Genomic DNA, 23560 nt, shown 5'->3' on the forward strand with positions numbered 1-23560 from the left:
CGGGTCGAGGACCTGGTTATGGACAGTTCGTCTTCGAGGTGACGCGCGCTCGCACAAACAGCGTGTCTGCGAGATTGCGCTGGAAGGCAGACGGAGCTGCTGGCTGGCGTTCCGGACCGGTCGTGACGACCGTCGTCTCGGACGCGGCTTTGAATGACGATATTCTGAAGGCATTTGCCCGGCAGCTTGTCGAGGCATCAGGATTTTGAATGGCCACAGGAAGGCCGGGGGAGACTTGAATGGCGACTTACACGGAAGAGACTGACGCAGCGGCTAGCCGTTCCACGGCCTACAAGATCGCTGCCGGCGACACGTTCACCGGCGCGCTGGCGACCGGAGATGCCGATTGGATCAAGGTCTCGCTCACGGCAGGCAAAGCCTATCAGTTCGACATGTCGGGGACGGTCGGCTGGGCCGGTCTGCAGGTCATGGACGCGGACGGCATCGCGATTGATATCGACGAGAACAGTCTCGACACGGACTTCGAGAAGTCGACGCTCAGCGTCTTTGCCGAAAAGAGTGGCACCTACTATATCCGCGTCGGCAGTCACGACGACGAATGGTCAGGCGACTATGCGCTGAAGACGACGGTTGTTACCGCCCCGAAATTCGCAAGCTACGATACGATCGCCAAGCAGTTGACCACTGATTTCTGGACCAGCGACGGCGGCACGCCCTTCAAGTTCAATATCGCGGCCGGCGGCACATTGACCGTCAACATCGGTGCGCTGACCACCCAGGGCCAGCAGCTGGCCAAGTGGGCTCTCACTGCCTGGACGGAAGCCTCCGGCATCAAGTTCAAGTTCGTGTCCGGTTCGGCACAGATCTCCTTCGACGACAAGGAGGGCGGCGCTTACGGCGGATCGACGTCGATCATCGGCGGTTTCACCACGGCGTCTTTCGTCAATGTGGCGGCAAGCTGGATCACCGACTACGGCGCGGGCGCAGACAGCTACACGATGTCCACCTATGTGCACGAGATCGGTCATGCGCTGGGGCTCGGCCATGCGGGCAACTATGACGGCAACGCCACCTGGGGCATAGACAACCGGTTCGAAAACGATTCCTCACAACTGACGGTGATGTCCTATTTCGACGATCAGGTCAGTGTCTGGGCCGGTGGCTCCGGCACCACTTCCATCACGCCGATGATGGTGGACGTCCTTGCCATCCGCAACCTCTACGGGACCACGGCGATCAGTTCGGGCAACACGACCTACGACCTGAAGTCCGACTTCCTCGGCAAGGATGTCGCGATGAACCTGGTCGATACCGGCGGCAGCGATACGCTGAATTTCAGCTGGGCGTCGGGAAACCAGCGGATCGACCTCAATGCTGAGGAATTCTCGAGCGTCTCGGGCGGGATCAACAATCTCTCGCTGTCGCGGGGCACGGTGATCGAGAACGCGATCGGCGGCAAGGGCGTGGACGTCATCGTCGGCAACGCGGTCGCCAACATCCTCGAAGGTCGGGCTGGACAAGACAAGCTGATCGGCAACGGCGGCAACGACAAGCTGATCGGTGGTACCGGAAACGATGCCCTGACCGGTGGCAGCGGCAAGGACACGTTCGTCTTCAGTTCGGCGCTGAACAGCTCAACGAATGTCGATACGATCACCGACTTCTCGGTCGTGGACGATCTGATCGATCTGGAGAACGCGATCTTTACCGCCTTCACCAGGAACGGAGCGATTTCCAGCGGCAATTTCCTGAAAAGCACGTCGCCGGCGGCCAAGGACAGCAACGATTTTCTGGTCTACGAAACCGATACCGGAAATCTGTTCTACGATGCCAACGGCAGCAAGTCCGGCGGCTCGATCATGATCGCGCATCTCGATAAGAGCCTGGCGCTGAGCTATCAGGATTTCCTGATCGTCTGAAGCCGGTTGCGCGAAGACAGACCGGCACGGGTGAGCCGGTCTGGATGTCGTATGGCAGTTCAGCCCTTGTGGCCCTTGGCGATCGGCTCCTGGTAGGTGAAGCCCATATCCCAGGGGAAATAGATCCACGTATCCTGGCTGACCTCGGTCACGAACGTATCGATCATCGGCACGCCCGACGGCTTTGCATAGACGCAGCCGAAATGCGCCTTTGGCAGCATGGCACGCACCTCGGAGGCTGTCTTGCCGGTGTCGGTCAGGTCGTCGATCACGAGGATGCCAAGCCCACCGTCTTCGCAGAGCTCGGGCGAAATCCCTTTCAGAAGGTTCATCTCACCCTGGTTGACGTAGTCGTGGTAGGACGCGATGCAGACGGTCTCGATCAGGCGGATGTTCAGCTCGCGCGAAATAATCGCCGCCGGCACAAGGCCGCCGCGCGTGATGCAGACGATGGCTCTGAACTCCTGACCCAAACCGGCGAGACGCCACGCCAGCGCGCGCGCATCACGGTGGAACTGGTCCCAGGAGACGGGGAAAGCTTTTTCGGGAAGAGACATTGGAGAGCCTTGGCTTAGATCTGCTTTGGCTCTCGCTAATAGCGGGAAACGGATGTTTCTGGCAAGGTGGGTAGGACGACTTCGGTCCGACCCTTCATCGCGACAGAAGCGTCAGCGCGGTCATTGAATCCAGAACGCTGCGTGTCGTCCCTCCGAACAGCATTTCCCACCAGCGGGAATGGCCGTAGCCACCCATGACCAGCAGATCGATACTGTCGTCCAAAAGCCGGTTTTCGATGGCCTTGGCTGGCGTCTCGCGGCTACCGATCCGCGTGGTGACAGTGACGTTGACGCCATGTCGCGCAAGACTTGTGGCAATCTCGGTTCCCGCAAACTCGGCCGTCTGGTCGCCGCGCTCCGGCGGGTCGACGACGAGCACTTCCACACTTGCGGCGGTCTTGAGGAAGGGCAGGGCGTCGAAGGTCGCGCGGGCCGCTTCCTTGGAACCGTTCCAACCGATCAGAACACGCTCGATCGGCTTGAAGGCGGTCATCCGGTGGGGAACGAGCAACATCGGGCGACCGCTCTCGAACAGGAATGTTTCGAGATCGGCCCGGTGATCCGAATGCGAAGGGTCGCTCTGGCTTGCAATGATGAGGTCCGCGGTCCGGGCAGTCTCCATCACCGAACTCGCGCCATATCCGGCAGAGGAGACGAAACTGCGCCATTCGCGCGACAGTCCCTCACGCGTGGACACCGTGTTGAAGATGTCGGCGACCATGGCCGTTTCCTTCTGGGCAACCTCCTGCAGGACCTGGACCGCTGCGGGATCGGGGATCTCCATCGGCGCGATCAACGGCACGGCGGCAAGCGTCTCGGCATGCACGCCAATCAGGTGGGCGGAGAACGTTTCAGCCAGGGCCGCGCCAAAATCCGCCATTTGCCGGGCGTTCTGCGGAATGTCGAGGACAGCAAGAATGGTTTTGTAAGCCATGGCGTCATCTCCCTTGTTGACCGGCGCCGGGGAGCCGAAAGCCGGTCTCTAATTGTTACTTGATGCCCAGATCGGCCTTGGTCGATCGACTTGGGGAAGGCCAGCTCGCGCAGGTCTCTCTCAGGCGTCCGCCGTCGGGTTGTCCGCAATCCGGGTGCCGTCGATATCGGCAATCATGTCCGCGACAGCCTGCGCGGCCGCGTTCAGAACCTGCGGATCGCGGGCGCGGACCACCAGCTCGGTTGAGAAGCGCTTGCCATCGTATTTTGGATAAGAGCCGATGCTGGTCTCCGGATGCGCCTTCTGCACAGCCGCAAGCGGGGTCCCGATATCGCCCTCGCCATAAGGGCAGGCAATTGCCCGCGACAGCACTTTCGAGCCCGATTTGAGCGTCGGCAGAACATTGTCCATCATCGCCTGGAACACTTGCGGTACACCGGCCATCACGTGGACATTGCCGATGACGAAGCCGGGTGCCGTCGAAACCGGATTGGCAATATGCGTGGCACCCTCCGGCATCCGCGCCATGCGTTGGCGGGCCTCGGTGAATTCCATTTCGCGGCGCTTGTACATCTCGGCGAGCAACCGCATCGCTTCCGGGTCGTGAATGCAGGGCACTTCGAATGCTTTTGAGACCGCATCCGCTGTGATGTCGTCATGGGTCGGGCCGATGCCGCCGGATGTGAAGACGTAATCGTAGCGGGCACGCAAAGCGTTCAGAGCCTCAACGATCGCGTCTTCTTCGTCGGCAACGATGCGCACTTCCTTCAGGTCGATGCCTGAAAGCGTCAGCAGGTCGGCGAGGTGGCCGATATTCTTGTCCTTGGTCCGGCCGGAAAGAAGCTCGTCGCCGATGGCGAGCATCGCCGCGCTGACGAGGGTAGGTGAGGATGACAGGGTATCGGACATGGAGGCGCTCGCTTTCTCATTGCACGGGAACGTTAGCGCGCGCCGGGAAACGATTGCAATCGTTCAATCCAAAAACTGACGTGCGAATGAAACGACAAACATTCGATCGCGTTCAGCAATTGTGGACAGTCCGTGCAGAGATCGCCCTCTGGCCGGTGCTGTGACACTGCGCTAGCTAAGCCTCAAGGCCTGTTATCGGAAAGCGTCCTGCTTGCCATGATCGTGACGTGGTCCGTCGCCGCCTTGCGATCATCATTCCAGCACCTGCAAAGGAATTGAAAACAATGACAAAAGTACTGGTTCTCTACTATTCCTCGTACGGCCATATCGAGACGATGGCGTATGCTGTCGCCGAAGGCGCTCGCTCGGCCGGTGCCGAAGTGACCGTCAAGCGCGTTCCGGAACTGGTTCCTGAAGAGGTTGCCAAGGCATCGCACTTCAAGCTTGATCAGAAGGCTCCGATCGCCACACCGGACGAGCTCGCTGAATACGATGCGATCATCGTCGGTGCCGGTACCCGTTACGGTTCGGTTGCCTCGCAGATGCGCAATTTCTGGGATCAGACCGGTGGCCTGTGGTTCGCCGGCAAGCTGATCGGCAAGGTCGGCTCCGTGTTCACCTCGTCGGCCACCCAGCATGGCGGCCAGGAATCGACGATTCTCGGCTTCATCCCGACCTTCCTTCACCAGGGCATGGCCGTGGTTGGTCTGCCTTACTCCTTCCAGGGCCAGATGGGCACGGAAGAAGTCATGGGTGGCTCGCCTTACGGCGCCACGACCATCACCAACGGCGACGGCTCGCGCCAGCCTTCCGAGATTGAACTCGAAGGCGCACGCTTCCAGGGCGCCCACGTTGCAAAGACTGCAGCCAAGCTCTGCGCCTGATCTGCCCACTTCAAGTGAAAAGCGCGGGGCCTCGGCTCCGCGCTTTTTTGTTGCGCACCTGCCGCCGCCTGCAATTTCCGTCCTTGACGTCGAAGGCGAACTTCACGAAACAGGAAACCAGGCGGACGTGGCGAAATTGGTAGACGCAGCAGACTTAAAATCTGCCGACCTCAGGTCTTACGGGTTCGACCCCCGTCGTCCGCACCATCATTCTTAACCTTTCCAAATTGAATTGATCTCCTTGCTCTCTACTTCCATCAGGAGCGGTAGGAGAAAAACGTATGCTCAGGGCAATTTTGATCGTTGTGGCCGGTCTATTCGTCAGCGCGAATGCATTCGCGGCTGGCGTCGTAAAGGAAGGCCAGGTGATGGCGAGCCGGATCCTCGGCAAGAATGTCGAGTTTACTCTCTATCTTCCTCCAGGCTACGGATCCGACGAACGGCGATACCCGGTCATCTATCTGATGCACGGTGGTGGCGATGGAAAGAATCAGGACTGGTACCGGTATGGGAACGCCAACCTGATCTTCGACAAACTGATCGAAAGCGGCGAAGTACCGCCCTTCATCGCCGTGACGCCTGAGGGTCGGCGGGACGAGGAAAACAAGTTCAACACCTATTATATGAACGATGCCGACGGAAAATATCTGTGGCAGGATATGTTCGTGAAGGAATTCATTCCGCACGTTGAGGGCTCGTTCCCGGTGATCGCAGGCAAGAAGTCGCGCGGCATTCTGGGCCTCTCCATGGGTGGTTATGCAGCCATGGCCTACGCGCTGAAATATCCGGATCTGTTTGCCGGTGCTGCAGCGCTGAGTGCTGCGTTCAGAACCGATCAGCAGATTGTAGCGATGGATCAGGCAGGCTATGACCGTCGGTACGGCAAGGCATGGGGTGAGGGGTTGAGTGGCACGGATCGGCTGAACCAGCCTTACTACGCCAACAGCGTTCTCGATCTCGTCGACAAGACGCCTCCAGACGCAATCCGCAAAACGGAACTGTTCATCGATTGCGGATCGTCCGACAGCTTCTTCGTGGGCAATGCGGAACTGACGGTCAAGCTGCAGAAGCTCGGCGTGCCGCACCGTTTCATGGCGCGTGAAGGTGGCCACGACTGGACCTATTGGCGCTCGGGTCTGCCGGAAGCGACCCGGTTCATCGGCAAACTCCTGCATCAATAGTGCCGCGCAGAGCGCGTCGCCATTACCCGAAGATTCTGGGGCATCGATGTTTTTGTTCCCAAAAACGCGCACAGAACGGAAAGTCTGCAAAACGGCCTTGGTCTTGTTACGGCACGTGTGGCATAGCGGATGAAATCGTGAAGAATTGGGATGTTTAGCGTGACGAAGCTCGGTGTCGACGAAGCAAAAGCCGCAATGCGGACGATCTTTCCGGAGACGCCGCTTCAGCTCAACGAACATTTGAGCCGTAAATACGGCGCAGAGATCTGGCTGAAGCGCGAGGACCTGTCTCCGGTCCGCTCCTACAAAATCCGCGGCGCCTTCAACTTTCTTCGCAAGGCGATCGCCGACGGGGCAAAGGATCGTACCTTCGTCTGTGCCTCAGCCGGCAATCACGCGCAGGGATTTGCCTTCGTGTGCCGGCATTTCGAAGTGCCGGGCGTCGTCTTCATGCCGGTAACGACGCCGCAGCAGAAGATCGACAAGACGCGGATCTTCGGCGGCCAGTACATCACCATCAAGCTCGTCGGCGACATCTTTGACCAGTGCTATGCCGCGGCCCGCGCCCATGTGGAGGAGACTGGTGGCATGATGGTGCCACCGTTCGATGCGGCTCATATCATCGAGGGGCAGGCGACAGTCGCTGCTGAAATCCTCGAGCAACTGCCGGAAGGCGCAACGCCTGATCTCGTCATCATGCCGGTCGGCGGTGGGGGGCTTGCGTCAGGACTGAGCGGCTATCTTTCCGACGTGGTGGCGAAGGAAAACTTTATTTTCACCGAGCCGACTGGTGCTCCAAGCCTGAAGACCAGCCTCCAGACCGGGTCGCTCGTCACACTTCCGAAGGTCGACAACTTCGTGGATGGCGCTGCGGTTGCGCGGATCGGCGAACTGAATTTCGAGATGCTGAAGGGATTTTCTCCCGATCAGGTTCTGCTCGTTCCCGAAAACGCGATCTGCGTGACGCTCACGGAGATGCTCAACCTTGAAGGCTTTGTGCTGGAGCCCGCCGGTGCTCTGTCGATCACCGCGCTCGAGATGCTCGGCCGCGAGAAGCTGGCCGGAAAGCGGGTAGTCTGCATCGTTTCCGGCGGCAACTTCGATTTCGAACGCCTTCCGGACGTCAAGGAACGGGCGATGCGCTATGCGGGGTTGAAGAAATACTTCATCCTGCGCCTTCCGCAGCGTCCGGGCGCCCTGCGAGACTTTCTTAACCTGCTCGGTCCGGAAGACGATATCGCGCGTTTCGAATACCTGAAGAAGTCGGCCCGCAACTTTGGCTCGATCCTCATCGGTATTGAAACGACCGCGTCCGGAAACTTTGCCGGTCTGCACGAGCGCTTCGAGGCGGCGGGGCTTGGTTACGAGGACATCACCGAAAACGAGATCCTTGCCAACCTGATCATCTGATTTTGTCGAAATCGCACCGGAATGGTCTTCGGATTCCGCCGGTGCCGAGCAAAGGGTAGCACTCATCCATGGCTTCGTTTCTTTCCTCTCTTCTTTCGATGTTTTCCGGCCCGAAATCCGAAACCGCGCCCGCACGGGAAGCCGAGCCGCAGATGCATGCCGAATGCCGCATCTATCCTGCACCGATCAAGGAAGGCAGCCAGTTCCGGCTTGCCGGCCGCATCGAAAAAGATGTCGCTGGCGAAACACTCGTCCGCACTTTCGTGCGGGCAGACATGTTCACCTCTGCGGAGGACGCATCCGAATATGCCGTTCGCAAGGCACAGCAGATCATTGATCAGAACGGCGCCTCGCTGTTCTCGGATGGCGCCGTTTCGCGCTCTGCCTGATTGTTCGTGGGTCCCGCGAGATCCTCTATTGCGCCGCAGCAATTTACCGGCATAACTGGCGTTGCGATTATCTAACAAAGTCATGGCTTTGGGATGTGAACGCGAGGTCCGCCAGGCTTAAAAGGCGTGATGATGCAGGTTTTGAACCTCTTTCTGTTCGTTGCAGAAGCGATCGTCTATTTCACGATCATGGCCGCCTTCCTGCATTTCAGGCGCCAGCTTGGCCTTGGCGTGTTCTTGGCTGCGCTCGGTGTGATGCACTTCATGGAGACCTACCTCGCGGCGGTCTTCTATGTCGAGCTGCCGTTCGGGCTGGTATCGCCCGGATCGTCCGTCTTCTTCGCGGGCAAGCTGATGATGATCCTCCTCTTGTACTTGAAAGAGGATGCCTCGACGGTGCGCCAGCCCATCTACGGACTGTTTCTCGGCAATCTCCTGACGGTTCTCATCGCGCAGATTCTGCAGGCGCATCCGGTCGTCACCCTTCCCGCCGGACGACCTGCCGACATGGTCTTTCTCAACGAGATGGGCTCACTCATGGTATGGGGCACGGCGCTTCTCTATATCGACGCCATCGCCATCATTCTTCTCTATGAGCGTTTCGGCCGGATCTTCAGGCGCCATATCATCCTGCGCTTTGCCGTCAGCGGTGCGATCGTTCTAAGCTTTGACCAGCTTGCCTTCTATTCCGGACTGCGATTGCTGTTCGACGCGCCGCTTTCGGTCCTGTTCGGCGGTTGGTACGCCAAAATGCTCGCGGTGATCATCTATTCCGTGCTGCTGCTCGCCTATCTCAAGGTCGAACAGATCCCGAGGCTTGCCTTGTCGCGGCGCGAAATTGCCGACATTTTTCACGATCTGACGTTTCGCGAGCGGTATCAGGCGCTGCTTGCCACAAGCGGCGTCGATCGGTTGACCGGCGTTTTCGATCGCAACCGGCTGGAAGCCGATGCGCCGGCGATGATCAAGCAAAGTATCGACATGCGGCAGCAGCTCAGTCTCGTGATCATCGACGCAGACCGGTTCAAGGACGTGAACGATCTCTTCGGTCACATGAAGGGGGACGAGGTGCTCAAGGACGTGGCAACGCAGCTCAAGGCCCGAACGCGGCCGCGCGATCATCTCTCGCGGTTCGGCGGCGAGGAGTTCGTGCTGATCCTGCCGAACACGAACCACGAAGGAGCCTTGGCGCTCTCCGAGCGGCTTCGCCAGGATATCTGCGCGTCTGTCATCAGGCCGGATGGCAAGTGCATCACCGTATCGATCGGAGTGGCGACCACGTCTGACGATGGCGACACATTCGCCACGCTGTTCGGCGTTGCGGACCAACGCCTCTATCACGCAAAGAAAGACGGCCGGGACAATGTCCACGGCCGTCAGGGGCGTCTCGTCTCACCGACTGGTGTGGACGTCTAGGATCAGGCGGCCAGTGCAAGCTGCTGCGTGCGATCCTGTGCGGCGGCAATCGCCTTCTCATACGCTTCCGGACCGAATGCGGTACCTTCAATGTAGATCACTTCGACATCCGTCATGCCCATGAAGCCAAGAACCGTCTTGAGGTAAGGAACGGCGTGGTTCATCGCCATGGCCGGGCCTTCCGAATAGATGCCGGCGGCCGACAGAACGACATAGACCTTCTTGCCGGTCGCGAGTCCCTGCGGACCTTCGGCTGTGTAGCGGAACGTCATGCCGGCGCGGGCAACGTTGTCGATCCAGCTTTTCAGCGTCGAATAGATATTGAAATTGATCAGGCCCGTGGCAAGCACGACTGTATCGGCGGCGAGCAACTCGGCGACGAGTTCATCGGACAGTTTCGCTGCTGCCGCTTCCTCGGAATTGCGAGCGTCTGCGGGCTTGCGGATCGCAGATGTGGTCACGGTGTCGAGATGGGCGATCGGGTTCTGACCCAAATCACGGGTCACAACAGTCGCGCCTGGATGCTGGACCTTCAGCTTGTCGACAAATTCCGTAGCAATCTTTGTCGACAGCGATTCGTTGCCGCGAGGGCTGGATGTCACGAGAAGGATGGATGGCATTGCTTTGTTTCCTATCAATTTCTCGACGGTGGGAGACTGGAGGTCGCCTGTCTGAGAAGACAAATAGGAGTAGACGGCAATCGATGGAATGGGGATAATGTCGAAGCTTTCCATCTAAAATCTGGATAGGTCACATGGACGCGAATCCCACGCTCGATCAGATGCAGGTCTTCATCGCAGTCGCCGAAAGCGGCAGTTTTTCAGCCGCCTCACGCCTGCTGAACCGGGCTCAGTCGGTTGTCAGCTACACGATTGCCAACCTCGAGACGCAGCTTGAGATTCAGTTGTTCGACCGGGCCGGGGCGCGTCAGCCAAAACTGACCGAGGCCGGGCGGGCGATGCTGATGGATGCGCGGCGGATCGTTGCCGACCTGCAGATCATGCGGTCTCGGGCAAAGAGCATCACTCAGGGATTGGAAGCCGAGATCACGCTGGCTGTCAGCGTGATGGTGCCGGCCGACGCGGTGGTCAGCCAGCTACGCGAATTCCGAGAGAAATTTCCAAGTGTCGCCCTCAACCTCAGCGTCGGGGAACTCGGTATGGTGATGAGCCAGGTCATCAGTGGGCGGGCCGGCATCGGCATCGGTGGCGCTCTCCTGAAGCAGGACGATTCGCTGATTGCCGAAAGGATCGGTCATTCCTACCTCTTGCCGGTCGCAGCGCCTGACCATCCACTGGTGAAGCTCAACCGCACACTCACCCTCGCCGACGTGCGCGACGAGACGCAACTGGTCGTGACCGACGCGTCAGGCCTTACCGCAGGGCGTAACTTCAACGTCCTGTCCTACAAGATCTGGCGCATCAGCGACATCGCCACCAAGTATCAGCTGATCAAGGGTGGGCTTGGTTGGGGTGGGCTTCCGGCGTCCCTGGTGCTCGATGACATCCGCAACGGCGATCTGGTCGCGTTGGATATCGACGCGTACGAGCAGGGGCAATATCCGATCTACGCCTTGCGAAAGGCATCCAATCCGCCCGGACCCGCGGGACAGTGGTTGATCGAATCGTTTGCAGCCAAGCTGTCCTCATGTCCAAACCATGATGACCTTCCCGAACTCCTGAAGCAGGAGCCGGAAAGGACGTATTGGCAGGCTGCCGAATAACACGGGTCCTCGGCCGGACGACTGGATGTGGCGCCTCAAAGAACCAGTCTGAACTTCGCGAAACCGTTCTCGCCGTCGCCTGCATCCTCGATCTTCGTCCCCTTCAGACTGCCGGCAAACTGGCGCGCCTTGGGTCCGGTCTCGAACAGGGCCGTGGATCCGGGCTGCGCCTTGAACGACCAGTTGTCGTCGGCCGAAGGATTGATCGTCCCTTGATCGATGATGTAGCGAACAACGACGTCGCGGTTGGTGTCGGGTGCGACGAAAATGACCTTGTCGCTGGCGATCTCCGGGAACTTGCCGCCACCGCCGGCACGGTAGTTATTGGTGACGACGACAAACTTCTGCGCCGGATCGATCGGCTTGCCGTCAAACATCAGGTCGACGATACGGTGAGCATTCTCGTCCAGTACCTTTCCATCCTTGTCGAAGCGCGACGGCTGGGACAGGTCGATCTGGTAGGTCACGCCATCGATCACGTCGAAATTGTAGGACGGGAAACCGGCGTTGAGCAGCGGAACATCCTTTGATCCCGGCTTGACCTGGTTGAACATGCCAGCCGACATTTCCAGCCAGTTCTTGACCTGCGCGCCCGATATCAGCACGGCCTGAACCGTGTTGGGATAGAGATAGAGATCCGCGACATTCTTGATGGCGATGTCGCCGGTCGGGACGTCGGTGAAGTAATCCGCACCGCCGCGACCGCCGGCCTTGAAGGGAGCGGCGGCGGATAGCACCGGGAGGTCCTTGTACTCGCCATCCTTCAGCATGTCCTTGATGTACCAGGTCTGCGCATTTGAGACGATCTGCACCGACGGATCATCCGCGACCAGCGCGAAGTAGGAATAGAGCGGCGCAGATGTCTTGCCGACCGGGCGGCGGATATAGGCAAGCGTCGCCTCGTGTTCCGGCTTGATGGCCGCGGTGACCTCAGGCTTGTCTTTGACGTCGGCAACGACCTTGCGATTTTCGTCGCGGTGATAGATCGGTCTGACTTCCGAGGTGGAATCGACGATCTTCCAGCCGCTGCCATCCTTTTCGATCAACAGGTCGATAAGACCCATATGGGAGCCCCAGAACCCGGCCATGACGGCGGGCTTGCCCATCAGCGTACCTTTCTTGGCATCAGCGCCGGCAATGCCCTCGAAATCCTTCGGGCCGGGGAAGACCAGATGCTGGTGGCCGGTGAAGATCGCATCGATACCCTCGATCCCTGCGAGATAAAGAGACGCGTTTTCCATCCGATCGCTCTGGCCGGAACCATCGATGCCGGAATGGGAGAGGGCGATGACGATGTCGGCGCCTTCCTCCTTCATGACGGGCACCCAGGCCTTGGCAGCATCGACGATATCGCGCGTCTGCGCCTTGCCCTCAAGATTCTTGCTATCCCAGGTCATGATCTGTGGCGGCACGAAGCCGATGAAGCCGACCTTGATCGGGGTCGACTGGCCGGAACCGTCGCGGATCTGCTTTTCGATGATCACGTAGGGTTTGAAGAAGAGATCGTCGTCTTTGGCGTTGGAGGCAAGCTGGCCCTTGGTCAGGTTGGCGCAGACATGCGGAAAGCCGGATCCTGCAAGAACCTTGAACAGGAAATCGAGGCCGTAGTTGAATTCGTGGTTTCCAAGCGTGCCGACGTCATATCCCAGCACGTTCATCGCAGTGATCACGGGATGCTTGTCGCCCTCCTTCATGCCACGCTCATAGGCGATGTAGTCCCCGAGCGGATTGCCCTGCAGGAAGTCGCCGTTGTCGATCAGCATCGAATTTCCGGCTTCGGCTCGAATCGAATCGATGATCGAGGCGGTACGGGCCAGTCCAAGTGTGTCGTTCGGCTTGTCGGCATAATAATCATAAGGGAACACATGCACGTGGATGTCTGTCGTCTCCATCAGCCGCAGATGCGCCTGGTTGGCGGCCGCGCGTGCCGCAAACGGGTGGAGCATGACCAGCGCCGATGTGGCCGCAATGCCACCGAGAAGGGATCGGCGCGAGACCGCATGATTTTCGAAAAGGTCTTTGGTGAAAAGCGACATCTAATATCTCCCTCCGGATCACTGATGGAGGCGAGCTTAGGCACAATCGCCCACGGACGCATCCCTAAAATGACGGTCGGCGAAAGTTCGGTGACTGCCGGGTAACGACGCGACGGTCAATCCGGATCGGCCGCACCGCGCGCCGCAGATAGCTCGAAAAAAATCCGCCACAAAAATCAAACGGATATGACTTAGATATATCTGGCAGCTTGCAGTATTGCGGAAATGTGCTAGCTTTAGATATATCGAAAGATACTCTAAAGGAGAGTAAGATGTTTCAACGATTTGAAACCCACAGAAGCTGCAACGCCGATCGCTCGGGCTTCGAGGGACTATTTACCATGCGGGGCGGTCCGTTCAGCAAAGGCTTTGCGGGTAGGGGTTTTGGCGGAAAAGGCGGGCCGGGCGGTGGTCGTGGCTTCGGCGACGATGGCGAGGGACGTATCGGTCGCTTTCTGATGCAGGGCGATCTCAGACTGGTCGTCCTGGCCTTGATCGAGAAAGAAGCCCGCCACGGCTACGAGATCATAAAACATATCGAAGATATGACGTATGGTTTTTACGCACCCAGCCCCGGCGTCATCTATCCGACGCTGACCTATCTTGAGGAAGCCGGCTACGTGACGGCTGAAGCGGATGGCAACAAGAAGCGTTACACCATCACTGACGAGGGCCGTGCGCATCTCGATGAGAACCGCAGTTTCGCAACGACCATCCTCGAGCGCTTGTCCGAGCTGGCTGAAAAGATCAAGCTGAAGCAGGAACGGCACGAACACCACCGCGATCACGACAGGGGGCCACATCATGACCGCGGCCCGGCTCTGCCGCGCAGTGTGGAAGCGGCGCTTCTCAACCTGAGAGAAGTGTCGGCTCGCAGGATCGAACAAAACGACAAGGCTGCGGGCGATCTCGTGCGGCAGCTCCTCGATTTTGCCGAAAAGCTGGAGCGGGACGGCGGAGACCCGCAGGCATAAGGGGCTCCTGCTAAGCCGCGTCAATCCGGCACTGGAAACAGTTGTTGCGGGCCGAGCGAACGTGGACATAGGCGATATCGGCGCGTTGAAGCAGGTCTTCGGCGCGCCGCATGATTTCGGACGTCGGGGTCACCGCACCCGTGCCATAGACGATCCTGTCATTCTCTCCATAACCCCGGACGATGTAATCCGGACTGACCAGAATTGGCGGTAGAACCTCTTCCGCGATAAACCGTGGGCAGGGCGTCTTATGCAGGAAGATGGGACCGGTTTCGGCATAGGGCTGCGTTGTCGGAAACGGTCGATAGGCAAGAACGAACAGGCTTTCGCCCGCGTCGATATTCCTGAGGCAATGGCGGCAGGGATATCCGGGACCATCCGAGATCATGGTCTCCGGCTGGTGTCCGTAGGAATCGCTGCCTCCGTTCCATAGATGCTCTGCGTGGTCGCCCGGGATCGCGTTGAAGATTGGCATGGTCGTCTCCTTTTCTATATATAGGAGATGACCCGTCGGGCTTTGAAGCGCCACCCGATCCTTGCGCGAGCTAGCTGTCCAGCACCTTTACCAGTTCCGCGCTGGTCATCGGCACGATCTCGGCCTCGTATGTCGAGACAGGCGAAAAACCCATCATCTGGTAGAGCTGCAGCGCTCGGGGATGGTCGAGCGAATTGGTGGTGACGGTGACCTTCTCCGGGTTGTTCTGCCACGCAGAATAAAGAGCCTGCGTCAGGAACCACTTGCCGATGCCGAGCCCGAGGGCCCGTTCGAACAGGCCGAAATAGGACAGCTCTACGACGTTGTCGTCAGTAGAGTTCAGCTCGTAGAAGCCGGCTGGCGATCCGTCGACCAGAAGGATCGTGATCGAACAGCGCGGGTTGTGGATCGCGGCCGCAAGCTCGGCGTCGGACAGCCGCAGCCTATCGTACCAGTGCCAGCGTTTGCCGACTTGCCGGTATAGGTACCGGTAGAAATGCAACGGCACTTCGGTAGCGCGTATGATGGCGGTTTGAATGTTGGCCGGAATCGGTATGCTTGTCTTGGGCGCGGCCGTCATTTCCAGAACGGTGACGCGCGCCTTCAGCGGTAGGGGCTTTTTCGCCATCGTTACGCCTGCGACGAGATTGCAGGGGTAGGCTTAGCCGGTCCTGTCTCGATCGGCGTGTCCGAGCGTCCGCCCCATTCCGTCCAAGACCCGTCATAAAGCGCGTTGTCCTCATGCCCGAGCGATTCCAGCGCAAGCGTGATGATCGCAGCGGTAATGCCCGAACCGCAGCTCGTCACGACCGGGCGCCCCAAATCGATTCCCGCGGCTTCAATAGCCTGGCGCAGTTCGGGTATCGTCTTCAGCTTGCCGTTTGTCGAAAAGCTGCTGGAGGGAGCGTTGACGGCACCCGGCATATGACCGGAGCGCATGCCAGCGCGGGGTTCCGGCTCTGTGCCGGTAAAGCGTCCGGCCGGCCGTGCATCCGCAATCTGGCTTGTACGATCGCTGACGATCGACATCATCTGATGGTAGTCGATGACCTTGTCGAGGCGAAGCTCCGCATCGAAAATGGACGCAACCGGCGAGGGGATCTCGGTTTCGAGCGCGCGCCCTTCCGCCTTCCAGCCATCGAGGCCACCGTCCAGGATAAACACCTGTTTCGCACCCATGATGCGGAACAGCCACCAGCCACGCGGCGAAGAAAAGATGCCCGGACCGTCATAGATGACGATGCGGTCATTCTCGCTGATGCCGAGCTTGCCGACAGCATCGGCAAACACATCGGGCGAGGGCACCATATGCGGGAGACCGGTGGAATGATCCGCGACTTTGTCGTGATCGAAACGCACGGCACCGGGAATATGCCCTGCCGCATATTCGGTATCTGCATCGCGGTTGTGGGCAGGCAGGTAGAAGGAGGCGTCGACGATTCTCAAATCCGGGCTTCCGAGCTCGTTTTCGAGCCACTCGGACGAAACGACGAAACGGCTGGTGTCGCTCATGTCAAAACTCCTACCTTGATAAAACGCGGTATTCGGTGAGAAACCGGTCCGGACAAACGAGTGTCTTCAGGCATCCGTGGCGATATCGCCGAACCGGATCCGGAAGCGACGGTTTTCCTTGCCCTTTTTCTCGATTTTGGAAATGTGGATAGCGCCCACTTCCCCGGTGTTTGCCACATGTGTGCCGCCGCACGGCTGGCTGTCAACGCTCGAATCCTCGCCGATGCAGACAAGGCTGACGCGTCCGAGCCCGACCGGCGGCCGGACGTTCTTCGATTTGACGATGCCGGGATTGGCCGCCAGTTCCGCGTCGGTGATCCATTGCAGGTAGACCGGATGGTTCTGCGTGACGAGATCCATCAAGCCGGCGGTCACCTCGTCCTTGTCGATCACGGCCGTCATGTCGAAATCGACACGCGATTCGTCTTCGCCAACTGCGGCACCGGTGATCGGGTAGGAGCAGACGACCGACAGCAGGTGGCAGGCCGTATGCATCCGCATCAGCTTGTGCCGTCTGTCCCAGTCGACATGCATGACAACAGTTTCGCCGACCGTCGGCCGCGGTTCGCCTTCCAGCGGAACGTGGACGACGATGTCCTTCGTCTCGCCGTGCCGTGTCTGGCCAAGCTTGATCCTGGTTCCGTCGGCGCGCTCCAGACTGCCGGTATCACCAGGTTGCCCCCCAGATGTCGCATAGAAGCAGGTGCGGTCGAATTCGATGCCGCCATCCTCGTGGATCGCGGTAACCACCGCCTCCAGTGTCGAGAGATAGAAGTCGTCGCGATAGAGGAGTTCAGTTGCCATCGGTTCTGTTCTCTGCGGTCGGTTTCAGACGGTTTCGAACGGAATATCGATCTTGGTCTTCTTCGTGAGCCAGCCCGGAACCGGCAGGCCCTTGGACTGCAGGAAATCCGGGTTGAAGAGTTTGGACTGATAGCGGTTGCCGTAGTCGCAAAGGATCGTCACGATCGTATGGCCGGGGCCGAGATCCTTCGCGAGGCGCATCGCGCCCGCGATGTTGATGCCGGAAGAGCCGCCGAGGCAAAGCCCCTCGTTCTCAATCAGATCGAACACGATCGGCAGCGCTTCAGCGTCCGAAATGCGATAGGAATAGTCAGGCGCAAACCCTTCGAGATTGGCGGTGATACGTCCCTGACCGATGCCCTCGGTGATCGAACTTCCCTCGGATTTCATCTCGCCGTGCGCATAAAATTCGTAGAGTGCCGCGCCTTCCGGATCCGCGATGCCGATCTTGACGCCGGGCTTAAGCGCCCGCAACGCCATGGCTGTACCGACCAGCGTACCGCCGGAGCCGACTGCGCACACGAAGCCGTCCACCTTGCCGCCCGTCTGTTCGAAGATCTCCGGGCCAGTCATCTCGATATGGGCCTGCCGGTTGGCAACATTGTCGAACTGGTTTGCCCAGATCGCGCCCGCAGGCTCCGTCTTGGCAAGCTGCTCGGCAAGGCGACCGGAAACCTTCACATAGTTGTTCGGGTTCTTGTAGGGAACGGCTGGTACTTCCACGAGCTCGGCGCCCATCAGTCTCAGCGCGTCCTTCTTCTCCTGGCTCTGGGTCTCTGGAATGACGATGACGGTTCGATACCCCAATGCCTTTGCGACCAGGGTCAGACCGATACCGGTATTGCCGGCGGTCCCTTCGACGATCACTCCGCCCGGCTTCAGAAGCCCCTTCTTCTCGGCATCTCTAATGATATAGAGCGCCGCGCGATCCTTGACCGACTGACCGGGATTGAGAAATTCGGCCTTGCCGAGAATTTCGCATCCGGTTGCATCGGATGCAGCCGCCAGCCTGATGAGCGGCGTATTGCCGATGAGGTCGAGAACAGAAGATTGTATTGCCATGGGAAATGCCTTCTTTTTCAAGGATCATGTAATCAGGCTGCATTCGGCGGGCAAGGCATCCGCGCCAAGAAAATCCTTTCCGCGTGTCGCGCGCGATGGGATCGCCCCCGCATACCGAGGACTGTCATCTACCGGACAATACCGGCAGGTTTATCGACATGGCTCGGATGCAACTGTATAATACATCCTTCGCCCTGCACTACGCAGAGTGGAGCGCTCGGTTTTGGTTTCAGACGATTCGACCTGATGGCATTGATTTTGAGAACTGAATTTCGTTCACGCCAACGATTGCGGCTTAGTTTATGCATCTGAATATTGAAAGAGTCGATTTTCTGATCTCGCAATACGTAGCCGGCTCTCTGCCAAAGGCAGCCCACGTCTTGTTAGGTTCTCATCTGCAGATGCAGAAACCCAATGCCCAGCTTGTCGATGCCCTTCAACGACTGGCCGGCGATGGGTTGGAAGACATGACCTGCGATGAGACGTTGTCCCGTGAATTTCGAGACAGGGCCATCAGCGATATTGTCAGATCGGACCCGCCGGCATGGAGCGTGTTGCCACCGGAGCAAGGTTCCCAGTTGCCGGCCCTGTTGCGCGGTTATACGGGGAAAGACCTGACCTCTATTCCGTGGCGGCGCAAGCTGCCGGGACTGCGCGAGCATATTATCGAGCGGTCGCCCGACGTGGAAGCAAGTCTTCTCTGGGCCCGTCCTGGGAGGGCACTTCCAAACCATGGCCACAACGGTCTCGAACTCACGCTGGTGATCGAAGGCGAATTCCACGATCACCGCGGAAACTTCACGCAGGGCGACATATCGGTCGCTGACGAGACGCTCGATCACCGGCCGATCGTTGGTGATTCGGGGCCGTGCGTCTGCTTTTCCGTCCTGTTTGCACCGATCGCTCTCAGCGGATCGCCGATCCAGCTCATGGGCGATATGATCGGACTTTAAAGCCGAACACTGTCATCGAATGGTTGGTTCGCGGTCAACCATTCGTCAATCGGCCAGAACTGAAAACGCAGCAGTCAGACCAATCAGTTTACGTGCATTTGCGCTTCGCTCACGGCCTGCTCGAAAAACTGTCGTGCGTCCTCCGGCGAACGACGGCCGTCGAGGGCAGCCCGGCAGGCACTGCGCGCCCGCACGAAATGCGGACCCCGAAGATCCGGCCAGTGGTCCAGTAGCAGGATGAGGGCCTCGGATGGCCCATTGATTACCTCGGTCCCAAGATTCCCAAACGCGACTTTGACCGGTTTTTGCCAGTTCGGCTGCGGCATAGTTGTCTCCTCCCTAAGTCAACTGTCCTCTACCTCCAGCCTAGCGCAATGTTCCATTAGGACAAGCGGATTTTCCGGGTTCGGATGTGTGTTGGGAGCATTTAAGGGCCGGCATCGCCGGGCACTGTGCCCAGGGACGGGGCGTCGTGACACCGCCCCAACGTACGCGATCTAATCAGCCAGTCTCTGCTCACTTCAAGGCACGAGACCAACTGTCGTCACTCGCGACGTCCGGCGGCATCTGCCGGCAACAGTCGCGCCGGTTCAGGCGTCTCCGCTGGACGCGGAACTTCGGCCAGATACGCATGTTCTGGTTTCAGGAGGAAAAATAATGGCTAATTACATATGGTTTATCGTCGTCGCAGGCGGAGCAGCAATGCTTGGGCTCGCACTTGCGTACGGTTCCTACAAGGAGAGCCGACATCGCTCTCTGATTCCGTTGGCCGGCTTGGCAGTTGCGATCGCCGTCGGCGTCGCGGTTAGCATCGGCGTCACGCAGGCTCCGACCGCCAACAGTGTGCCGCCCGATCCGCAGGGCACGCATTACGATACGCCGGCTGCCCCATCCCGCGAAAATGCGCTTCCCGGCACGCCCGCACCCTCGGATCAGAAGTGAAGACGACTTTGAGATGAGCGCGAGCAAACAGAAGGCTCACGTTGCAACTTGGCGGATCGCGACCGGCTTGCTTCTTTAGCAGTGGAACTGCACGCAACAGCGTTACACATCCCCGAACGCGAAACCGCTCGCGATATCAAGTTGCTTTCTCGCTCTGTCAAAATAGGGGAAGTGGAAAAGCGCCTGTCTTCGGATACGGATCAACAAAAACAGGCGCTTATCGCAGAATTTGGCTCCCCGGGCCGGATTCGAACCGGCGACCTGTCGATTAACAGTCGAATGCTCTACCGCTGAGCTACCAGGGAACAACCGCGCTTGCGGTGTGAGCGGGGTAATACAAATGCTTCACGCATTTGCCAAGCGGTTTTTTCAAAAAAATTAGGTCCGGCTTGTTTTATCCCCATGCATCCCCATCTCGCCCCTACAAAAAAGCGTTTAGTTGGAGCCGTATACGTGGTGGAAAAACCTCAAGGCAGGCGGTTTGGAATGGATCCGGGGCAGGGTCGTCTCTTCATCGCAGGGCGGTCCATTCCGATGCCGCGCTCGCGCGTGGCGCGGCTCTGCATCGGAACCGTTCTTATCGTCGGCGGCATTCTGGGCTTCCTGCCGATTCTGGGCTTCTGGATGGTGCCGCTGGGTATCTTGATCCTGTCGCAGGATCTCGCTTTCGTCAGACGTCGTCGTCGTCGCCTGGAAGTCTGGTGGGGTCGCAGGCGCCGCGAGAAACAAGCAGCTTCGCTTCGGAAATGACATGACGTCAACCAGACCGGGAGAAGCTGTTGCCTGGTGCGAGAGCTTCTCCCGGGATGGGTCTTATCCGGCGAGTGACGCCAGGCCCTGGCCGGCGGCGAACGCGCCATAAGCAAGCGCCCCGAAATAGACGATCGTTGCAAGGTTGAAGAAATAACCGCCGAGAACGACGAGACCATCCCGCTGAACCATGCCTGTCGACAGAAGCAGAATAGCAATGCCGGGCAGCGTGTTGGACAGGGGGATGAGGCCGAGCGGAAACATCAGCAGCACACCGGCGAACGTGATTGCGAGGCCATTGACCCTGTTGGCAATGGGCCCGGTCGTGATGCCGGCCATGCGGTGCTTCAGATATTTGTCGAGCCTGGAGACGATTTTCACACCTTTCTCAAGGGTCGGCACCAGCTTTGCGCTGTCGAGTTCCCGATCGAGAATCGCACGAGGAAGCCAAGGCATCCGGTTCAGCACCACAGCAATGCTGATCATTATGATGGCCGCGCCGAACACGGTGCTAACACCCGGGATCGAAACGGGCAGCAGAAAGGGGAGGGATGTGACCGCGCAGATCAGCAGAAGACCCTGTTCACCGACGCCATCCATCAACTGACGCAGCGTCACGGTGCCGCCGTCAATCCGACCGATCAATTTCCTCAGCGTTTCGCTGAGACCTGCCGATGTATCTTCGAATTCCGCGTTATCCTGCAAAGCTGCACCTCTATCATAAGAAATGCAGTCTGAATAACAGCAGAAACAAGCAACTCAAAGGCAACAAAACGAACTCGCGCGACGCGCGGCGCGTCAGTCGACCATCAAGCCGCCTCCAGATGTACCGGTTATTGACACGAGCAACGCGTCGCGATTTCCCGGCTGCGCATGCAATCCACTATTTCGGTTGCGCCCAGCGGTCGTAGAGGCCGCAGGCCACCACGACAGCAAGAGTGCACAAAACGAATGGATTCAACGCGGCTACAAAATCGAGATACTGCATAACGGTCTCCTCTTCCCGTTACCCAAGCCGCCAGATGTCTCCCACACCTGACTTCAGACACTCTAACACGATTTTGATCCGTGAGCGAGAATGTTGATCAGGGCGAGCGTGCGGCTTGTGGGGGACGAGGAGAGGCCGTCAGTCAGCGTGTCTCGGTGAGACCGTCAAAACAGGGCAACGAAAAGATGCCCCACATAAATTATGCTGACGAGGGATATAATAGTCGTGAACGCCATGACGGCGTCGGAAGATGAGAGCTTCATATCGAACCATCGCCGTCATGGCGATCCTCTGACAAGGGTATGGCGGCAACATCGCCGTCTGCCTATTTCTAGGACAAATAGTTTAACGCAGCCCTATGGAGGAACGTTAATATCTGGTTACGACCCGATCGTGAAATGTTGCGGCATCGTGTCGATGCTATGGGCGGGGCTCTCTCGGCACCCGCGCAGACCCCATACCGCTGCGCGACCATGTGATCACGGCAAGCTTGTCCGATACGAGCCGTTCAAGTCTAATTGATGCTGTTTGGGAGAGGGGTTTTGGGCTCGTCCGGCTTGTCGCGGCCGGCCGGCAGAAGCTGACCGGACAGTTCCACCAGCGGCGTCTGCGACAATGCCTTGGCTGCCTCCGCAAGCAGTGCGAGTTGCCGCGCAATATCTGCGAGTTGTGTGGCGGGATCATCCTTCAAATCGGCCTCGCTGCGATCATTCCGTGAGGGGCCGGAAATAGACGCGCCTGCAGAAATGTAAAGGAAATTTGCTAATAGAAGCAATAAATCAACGGCGTGAAGGACTGCTCGACAGTTTTTCGGGTTTGCCGGTTTCCTTGGAAACAGGGGCCGAGCAGAATCTGTCCGCCGTCAAAAACATGGACTACCGGCTTCTCCAGTAGTAGACCGTTTTCATCCAGAATCGGCGCGCACGGCACCGGTCAGCGGTCCGCTAAGCGGTCCACGCCCTCAATCAACACTCGTCGACATGAATTTTGAGAATTGAAATGCTCCCACACCACGCCTACGCTGTTACTTCCCGTCCTTGGTATCTTTTGACACTGGCATTGGTCGGGGCTGCCGTTCTGTTCGCTATAGACCTTGCGAGTAACGGTTTTACGACAGCACTGACGAAGGAAACCGGCGCGCTCGAGATTTCGACGGCCCTTCTTTACGCCTATACCGCAATGGTGTGGCTGTGGACGCGCACCGGCGACATATGGCGGCGGGACTGGCAGGTTGCGGCCATCATGCTGTTGATGATGGGGCGAGAACTCGACCTCGACAAGCGGCTGACCAGTGTCGGCATGCTCAAGAGCAACCTCTACCTGACGAACATGGCGCAACCTGTCGAGCGCGTCTTTGGCGTTCTGGTGATCCTGTTCGTGGCAACCGTCGCGTTCCGGCTGATCGTTCGCAACGGCCCTGAGCTTCTCTCCGGCGTCAGGTATCGCGCGTCCTGGGCTTGGAACATCATCGCGGCGATCGGTCTTGCCATTGTGTCCAAGTCGATCGATGGGCTGGATCGCAAGCTTGCGCCTTTTGGCGTCATTGTCAGCGATCACACCAATCTTCTGTTGGGTATCGTCGAAGAAGTGCTGGAATTCGGCATTCCGGTCATGTTCCTGGTGGCGACCATAAGCTCGATCGATCTTTCCGCGGCAGCCAGGGGACGCAAGCCGGCAGCGGCGTCTGCTCTCTGACATCATCACGCTTCGCGCCCAATCCTTGAATTCTTGACACAAACCAGCGACCGGTGCCGATAAACGTCCGGTCTCTGGCATCCCGC

26 protein-coding genes and 2 tRNA genes are annotated in these 23560 nt (G+C 58.7%); 14 read left to right on the forward strand and 14 right to left on the reverse strand.

The features are described 5' to 3' along the window. Nucleotides 1-62: 62 nt before the first annotated feature. Nucleotides 63-209 (forward strand): hypothetical protein, encoded by a 147-nt coding sequence (locus ACQY1P_RS11920; RefSeq protein WP_162238148.1) that lies wholly within the window; start codon nt 63-65, stop codon nt 207-209. Nucleotides 210-239: 30 nt separating this feature from the next. Further along, nucleotides 240-1880 (forward strand): M10 family metallopeptidase C-terminal domain-containing protein, encoded by a 1641-nt coding sequence (locus ACQY1P_RS11925; RefSeq protein ID WP_430256445.1) that lies wholly within the window; start codon nt 240-242, stop codon nt 1878-1880. A gap of 59 nt (nt 1881-1939) precedes the next feature. Here the strand turns inward: ACQY1P_RS11925 and gpt are convergent, their stop codons facing one another. From gpt to ACQY1P_RS11940, 3 genes are all read right to left on the reverse strand, one after another. Then, a complete protein-coding gene (gene gpt / locus ACQY1P_RS11930; protein ID WP_092662062.1) occupies nt 1940-2437 on the reverse strand; it encodes a xanthine phosphoribosyltransferase in 498 nt (165 codons plus the stop codon). 94 nt (nt 2438-2531) lie between these two features. Then, nucleotides 2532-3371: a universal stress protein gene (locus tag ACQY1P_RS11935; protein ID WP_062457648.1), complete on the reverse strand. Its 840-nt coding sequence runs from the start codon at nt 3369-3371 to the stop codon at nt 2532-2534. Nucleotides 3372-3491: 120 nt separating this feature from the next. Further along, nucleotides 3492-4280, reverse strand: a complete 789-nt coding sequence (locus ACQY1P_RS11940; protein ID WP_062457644.1) for a competence/damage-inducible protein A — start codon at nt 4278-4280, stop codon at nt 3492-3494. 284 nt (nt 4281-4564) lie between these two features. On the opposite strand from ACQY1P_RS11940, the gene wrbA reads away from it, so the two are divergent. The 6 genes from wrbA to ACQY1P_RS11970 all read left to right on the forward strand — a co-directional run bounded on the left by wrbA (nt 4565) and on the right by ACQY1P_RS11970 (nt 9560). Beyond that, nucleotides 4565-5164 carry an NAD(P)H:quinone oxidoreductase type IV gene (gene wrbA, locus ACQY1P_RS11945; protein WP_062581387.1) on the forward strand — a complete coding sequence of 200 codons (600 nt, stop codon included), beginning with the start codon at nt 4565-4567 and terminating at the stop codon, nt 5162-5164. Nucleotides 5165-5285: 121 nt separating this feature from the next. Beyond that, nucleotides 5286-5371, forward strand: a tRNA-Leu gene (locus ACQY1P_RS11950). Nucleotides 5372-5445: 74 nt separating this feature from the next. Then, the gene (locus tag ACQY1P_RS11955) at nt 5446-6345 is read left to right on the forward strand and encodes an alpha/beta hydrolase (protein ID WP_062457640.1); all 900 of its coding nucleotides are present in this window, start codon (nt 5446-5448) and stop codon (nt 6343-6345) included. A 150-nt stretch (nt 6346-6495) separates the two neighbouring features. Next, entirely contained in the window at nt 6496-7755 is a 1260-nt protein-coding gene (gene ilvA, locus ACQY1P_RS11960) for a threonine ammonia-lyase (protein ID WP_062457637.1), read from the forward strand. 68 nt (nt 7756-7823) lie between these two features. Next, nucleotides 7824-8144, forward strand: coding sequence for an HlyU family transcriptional regulator (locus ACQY1P_RS11965; protein ID WP_062457634.1), 321 nt, complete (start codon nt 7824-7826; stop codon nt 8142-8144). Nucleotides 8145-8273: 129 nt separating this feature from the next. Beyond that, nucleotides 8274-9560: a diguanylate cyclase gene (locus ACQY1P_RS11970; RefSeq protein WP_430256446.1), complete on the forward strand. Its 1287-nt coding sequence runs from the start codon at nt 8274-8276 to the stop codon at nt 9558-9560. A 2-nt stretch (nt 9561-9562) separates the two neighbouring features. Here ACQY1P_RS11970 and ACQY1P_RS11975 read toward each other — a convergent pair whose 3' ends face one another. Continuing rightward, on the reverse strand, nt 9563-10180 hold the full coding sequence (locus tag ACQY1P_RS11975) for an FMN-dependent NADH-azoreductase (protein ID WP_062581389.1): 618 nt from the start codon (nt 10178-10180) through the stop codon (nt 9563-9565). A 134-nt stretch (nt 10181-10314) separates the two neighbouring features. On the opposite strand from ACQY1P_RS11975, the gene ACQY1P_RS11980 reads away from it, so the two are divergent. Continuing rightward, nucleotides 10315-11283 (forward strand): LysR family transcriptional regulator, encoded by a 969-nt coding sequence (locus ACQY1P_RS11980; protein WP_430256447.1) that lies wholly within the window; start codon nt 10315-10317, stop codon nt 11281-11283. 35 nt (nt 11284-11318) lie between these two features. On the opposite strand, the gene ACQY1P_RS11985 is transcribed toward ACQY1P_RS11980, so the two are convergent. Then, a complete protein-coding gene (locus tag ACQY1P_RS11985; protein ID WP_325260894.1) occupies nt 11319-13319 on the reverse strand; it encodes a bifunctional 2',3'-cyclic-nucleotide 2'-phosphodiesterase/3'-nucleotidase in 2001 nt (666 codons plus the stop codon). A gap of 272 nt (nt 13320-13591) precedes the next feature. On the opposite strand from ACQY1P_RS11985, the gene ACQY1P_RS11990 reads away from it, so the two are divergent. Beyond that, a complete protein-coding gene (locus ACQY1P_RS11990) occupies nt 13592-14293 on the forward strand; it encodes a PadR family transcriptional regulator (RefSeq protein ID WP_209900661.1) in 702 nt (233 codons plus the stop codon). A 10-nt stretch (nt 14294-14303) separates the two neighbouring features. On the opposite strand, the gene ACQY1P_RS11995 is transcribed toward ACQY1P_RS11990, so the two are convergent. From ACQY1P_RS11995 to ACQY1P_RS12015, 5 genes are all read right to left on the reverse strand, one after another. Then, nucleotides 14304-14768: a DUF1203 domain-containing protein gene (locus ACQY1P_RS11995; protein ID WP_430256448.1), complete on the reverse strand. Its 465-nt coding sequence runs from the start codon at nt 14766-14768 to the stop codon at nt 14304-14306. 70 nt (nt 14769-14838) lie between these two features. Next, nucleotides 14839-15396 carry a GNAT family N-acetyltransferase gene (locus tag ACQY1P_RS12000; protein ID WP_430256449.1) on the reverse strand — a complete coding sequence of 186 codons (558 nt, stop codon included), beginning with the start codon at nt 15394-15396 and terminating at the stop codon, nt 14839-14841. Nucleotides 15397-15398: 2 nt separating this feature from the next. After that, nucleotides 15399-16280 carry a 3-mercaptopyruvate sulfurtransferase gene (gene sseA, locus ACQY1P_RS12005; RefSeq protein WP_192086665.1) on the reverse strand — a complete coding sequence of 294 codons (882 nt, stop codon included), beginning with the start codon at nt 16278-16280 and terminating at the stop codon, nt 15399-15401. A gap of 66 nt (nt 16281-16346) precedes the next feature. Next, nucleotides 16347-17084, reverse strand: a complete 738-nt coding sequence (locus ACQY1P_RS12010) for an alanyl-tRNA editing protein (RefSeq protein WP_174196762.1) — start codon at nt 17082-17084, stop codon at nt 16347-16349. A gap of 24 nt (nt 17085-17108) precedes the next feature. Beyond that, a complete protein-coding gene (locus tag ACQY1P_RS12015) occupies nt 17109-18146 on the reverse strand; it encodes a cysteine synthase A (RefSeq protein WP_430256450.1) in 1038 nt (345 codons plus the stop codon). A 401-nt stretch (nt 18147-18547) separates the two neighbouring features. Between ACQY1P_RS12015 and ACQY1P_RS12020 the strand changes: the two genes are divergently transcribed. After that, nucleotides 18548-19099, forward strand: coding sequence for a cupin domain-containing protein (locus ACQY1P_RS12020; RefSeq protein WP_244476155.1), 552 nt, complete (start codon nt 18548-18550; stop codon nt 19097-19099). A gap of 83 nt (nt 19100-19182) precedes the next feature. On the opposite strand, the gene ACQY1P_RS12025 is transcribed toward ACQY1P_RS12020, so the two are convergent. Beyond that, on the reverse strand, nt 19183-19425 hold the full coding sequence (locus ACQY1P_RS12025; RefSeq protein WP_062457603.1) for a DUF982 domain-containing protein: 243 nt from the start codon (nt 19423-19425) through the stop codon (nt 19183-19185). 331 nt (nt 19426-19756) lie between these two features. Between ACQY1P_RS12025 and ACQY1P_RS12030 the strand changes: the two genes are divergently transcribed. Next, entirely contained in the window at nt 19757-20041 is a 285-nt protein-coding gene (locus ACQY1P_RS12030; RefSeq protein ID WP_113110978.1) for a hypothetical protein, read from the forward strand. A gap of 230 nt (nt 20042-20271) precedes the next feature. Here the strand turns inward: ACQY1P_RS12030 and ACQY1P_RS12035 are convergent. Then, nucleotides 20272-20346: transfer RNA gene (locus ACQY1P_RS12035), tRNA-Asn, on the reverse strand. Nucleotides 20347-20527: 181 nt separating this feature from the next. On the opposite strand from ACQY1P_RS12035, the gene ACQY1P_RS12040 reads away from it, so the two are divergent. Then, nucleotides 20528-20791 (forward strand): PGPGW domain-containing protein, encoded by a 264-nt coding sequence (locus ACQY1P_RS12040; protein ID WP_062457597.1) that lies wholly within the window; start codon nt 20528-20530, stop codon nt 20789-20791. Nucleotides 20792-20854: 63 nt separating this feature from the next. Here ACQY1P_RS12040 and ACQY1P_RS12045 read toward each other — a convergent pair whose 3' ends face one another. Both ACQY1P_RS12045 and ACQY1P_RS12050 read right to left on the reverse strand, forming a co-directional pair. Then, the gene (locus ACQY1P_RS12045; protein WP_062580325.1) at nt 20855-21496 is read right to left on the reverse strand and encodes an exopolysaccharide biosynthesis protein; all 642 of its coding nucleotides are present in this window, start codon (nt 21494-21496) and stop codon (nt 20855-20857) included. A 797-nt stretch (nt 21497-22293) separates the two neighbouring features. Beyond that, nucleotides 22294-22470, reverse strand: a complete 177-nt coding sequence (locus tag ACQY1P_RS12050; protein ID WP_156461831.1) for a hypothetical protein — start codon at nt 22468-22470, stop codon at nt 22294-22296. A 308-nt stretch (nt 22471-22778) separates the two neighbouring features. Between ACQY1P_RS12050 and ACQY1P_RS12055 the strand changes: the two genes are divergently transcribed. Next, nucleotides 22779-23474 carry a hypothetical protein gene (locus tag ACQY1P_RS12055; RefSeq protein WP_139283852.1) on the forward strand — a complete coding sequence of 232 codons (696 nt, stop codon included), beginning with the start codon at nt 22779-22781 and terminating at the stop codon, nt 23472-23474. Nucleotides 23475-23560: the final 86 nt, after the last annotated feature.

The sequence above is a fragment of the Neorhizobium sp. DAR64872/K0K18 genome (assembly GCF_050500175.1).
Lineage (GTDB): Bacteria > Pseudomonadota > Alphaproteobacteria > Rhizobiales > Rhizobiaceae > Neorhizobium > Neorhizobium soli.

What these genes read in the sequence shown, in the direction of transcription:
- ACQY1P_RS11925 (WP_430256445.1), top strand. Translation starts at nt 240, where the DNA reads ATGGCGACTTACACGGAAGAGACTGACGCAGCGGCTAGCCGTTCCACG.
- ACQY1P_RS11940 (WP_062457644.1), bottom strand. Translation starts at nt 4,280, where the DNA reads ATGTCCGATACCCTGTCATCCTCACCTACCCTCGTCAGCGCGGCGATG.
- wrbA (WP_062581387.1), top strand. Translation starts at nt 4,565, where the DNA reads ATGACAAAAGTACTGGTTCTCTACTATTCCTCGTACGGCCATATCGAG.
- ACQY1P_RS11955 (WP_062457640.1), top strand. Translation starts at nt 5,446, where the DNA reads ATGCTCAGGGCAATTTTGATCGTTGTGGCCGGTCTATTCGTCAGCGCG.
- ACQY1P_RS11965 (WP_062457634.1), top strand. Translation starts at nt 7,824, where the DNA reads ATGGCTTCGTTTCTTTCCTCTCTTCTTTCGATGTTTTCCGGCCCGAAA.
- ACQY1P_RS11970 (WP_430256446.1), top strand. Translation starts at nt 8,274, where the DNA reads ATGATGCAGGTTTTGAACCTCTTTCTGTTCGTTGCAGAAGCGATCGTC.
- ACQY1P_RS12020 (WP_244476155.1), top strand. Translation starts at nt 18,548, where the DNA reads ATGCAGAAACCCAATGCCCAGCTTGTCGATGCCCTTCAACGACTGGCC.
- ACQY1P_RS11975 (WP_062581389.1), bottom strand. Translation starts at nt 10,180, where the DNA reads ATGCCATCCATCCTTCTCGTGACATCCAGCCCTCGCGGCAACGAATCG.
- sseA (WP_192086665.1), bottom strand. Translation starts at nt 16,280, where the DNA reads ATGAGCGACACCAGCCGTTTCGTCGTTTCGTCCGAGTGGCTCGAAAAC.
- ilvA (WP_062457637.1), top strand. Translation starts at nt 6,496, where the DNA reads ATGTTTAGCGTGACGAAGCTCGGTGTCGACGAAGCAAAAGCCGCAATG.
- ACQY1P_RS11985 (WP_325260894.1), bottom strand. Translation starts at nt 13,319, where the DNA reads ATGTCGCTTTTCACCAAAGACCTTTTCGAAAATCATGCGGTCTCGCGC.
- ACQY1P_RS11935 (WP_062457648.1), bottom strand. Translation starts at nt 3,371, where the DNA reads ATGGCTTACAAAACCATTCTTGCTGTCCTCGACATTCCGCAGAACGCC.
- gpt (WP_092662062.1), bottom strand. Translation starts at nt 2,437, where the DNA reads ATGTCTCTTCCCGAAAAAGCTTTCCCCGTCTCCTGGGACCAGTTCCAC.
- ACQY1P_RS12040 (WP_062457597.1), top strand. Translation starts at nt 20,528, where the DNA reads ATGGATCCGGGGCAGGGTCGTCTCTTCATCGCAGGGCGGTCCATTCCG.
- ACQY1P_RS11990 (WP_209900661.1), top strand. Translation starts at nt 13,592, where the DNA reads ATGTTTCAACGATTTGAAACCCACAGAAGCTGCAACGCCGATCGCTCG.
- ACQY1P_RS11980 (WP_430256447.1), top strand. Translation starts at nt 10,315, where the DNA reads ATGGACGCGAATCCCACGCTCGATCAGATGCAGGTCTTCATCGCAGTC.
- ACQY1P_RS12055 (WP_139283852.1), top strand. Translation starts at nt 22,779, where the DNA reads ATGCTCCCACACCACGCCTACGCTGTTACTTCCCGTCCTTGGTATCTT.
- ACQY1P_RS12030 (WP_113110978.1), top strand. Translation starts at nt 19,757, where the DNA reads ATGGCTAATTACATATGGTTTATCGTCGTCGCAGGCGGAGCAGCAATG.
- ACQY1P_RS12025 (WP_062457603.1), bottom strand. Translation starts at nt 19,425, where the DNA reads ATGCCGCAGCCGAACTGGCAAAAACCGGTCAAAGTCGCGTTTGGGAAT.
- ACQY1P_RS11995 (WP_430256448.1), bottom strand. Translation starts at nt 14,768, where the DNA reads ATGCCAATCTTCAACGCGATCCCGGGCGACCACGCAGAGCATCTATGG.
- ACQY1P_RS12015 (WP_430256450.1), bottom strand. Translation starts at nt 18,146, where the DNA reads ATGGCAATACAATCTTCTGTTCTCGACCTCATCGGCAATACGCCGCTC.
- ACQY1P_RS12000 (WP_430256449.1), bottom strand. Translation starts at nt 15,396, where the DNA reads ATGGCGAAAAAGCCCCTACCGCTGAAGGCGCGCGTCACCGTTCTGGAA.
- ACQY1P_RS12010 (WP_174196762.1), bottom strand. Translation starts at nt 17,084, where the DNA reads ATGGCAACTGAACTCCTCTATCGCGACGACTTCTATCTCTCGACACTG.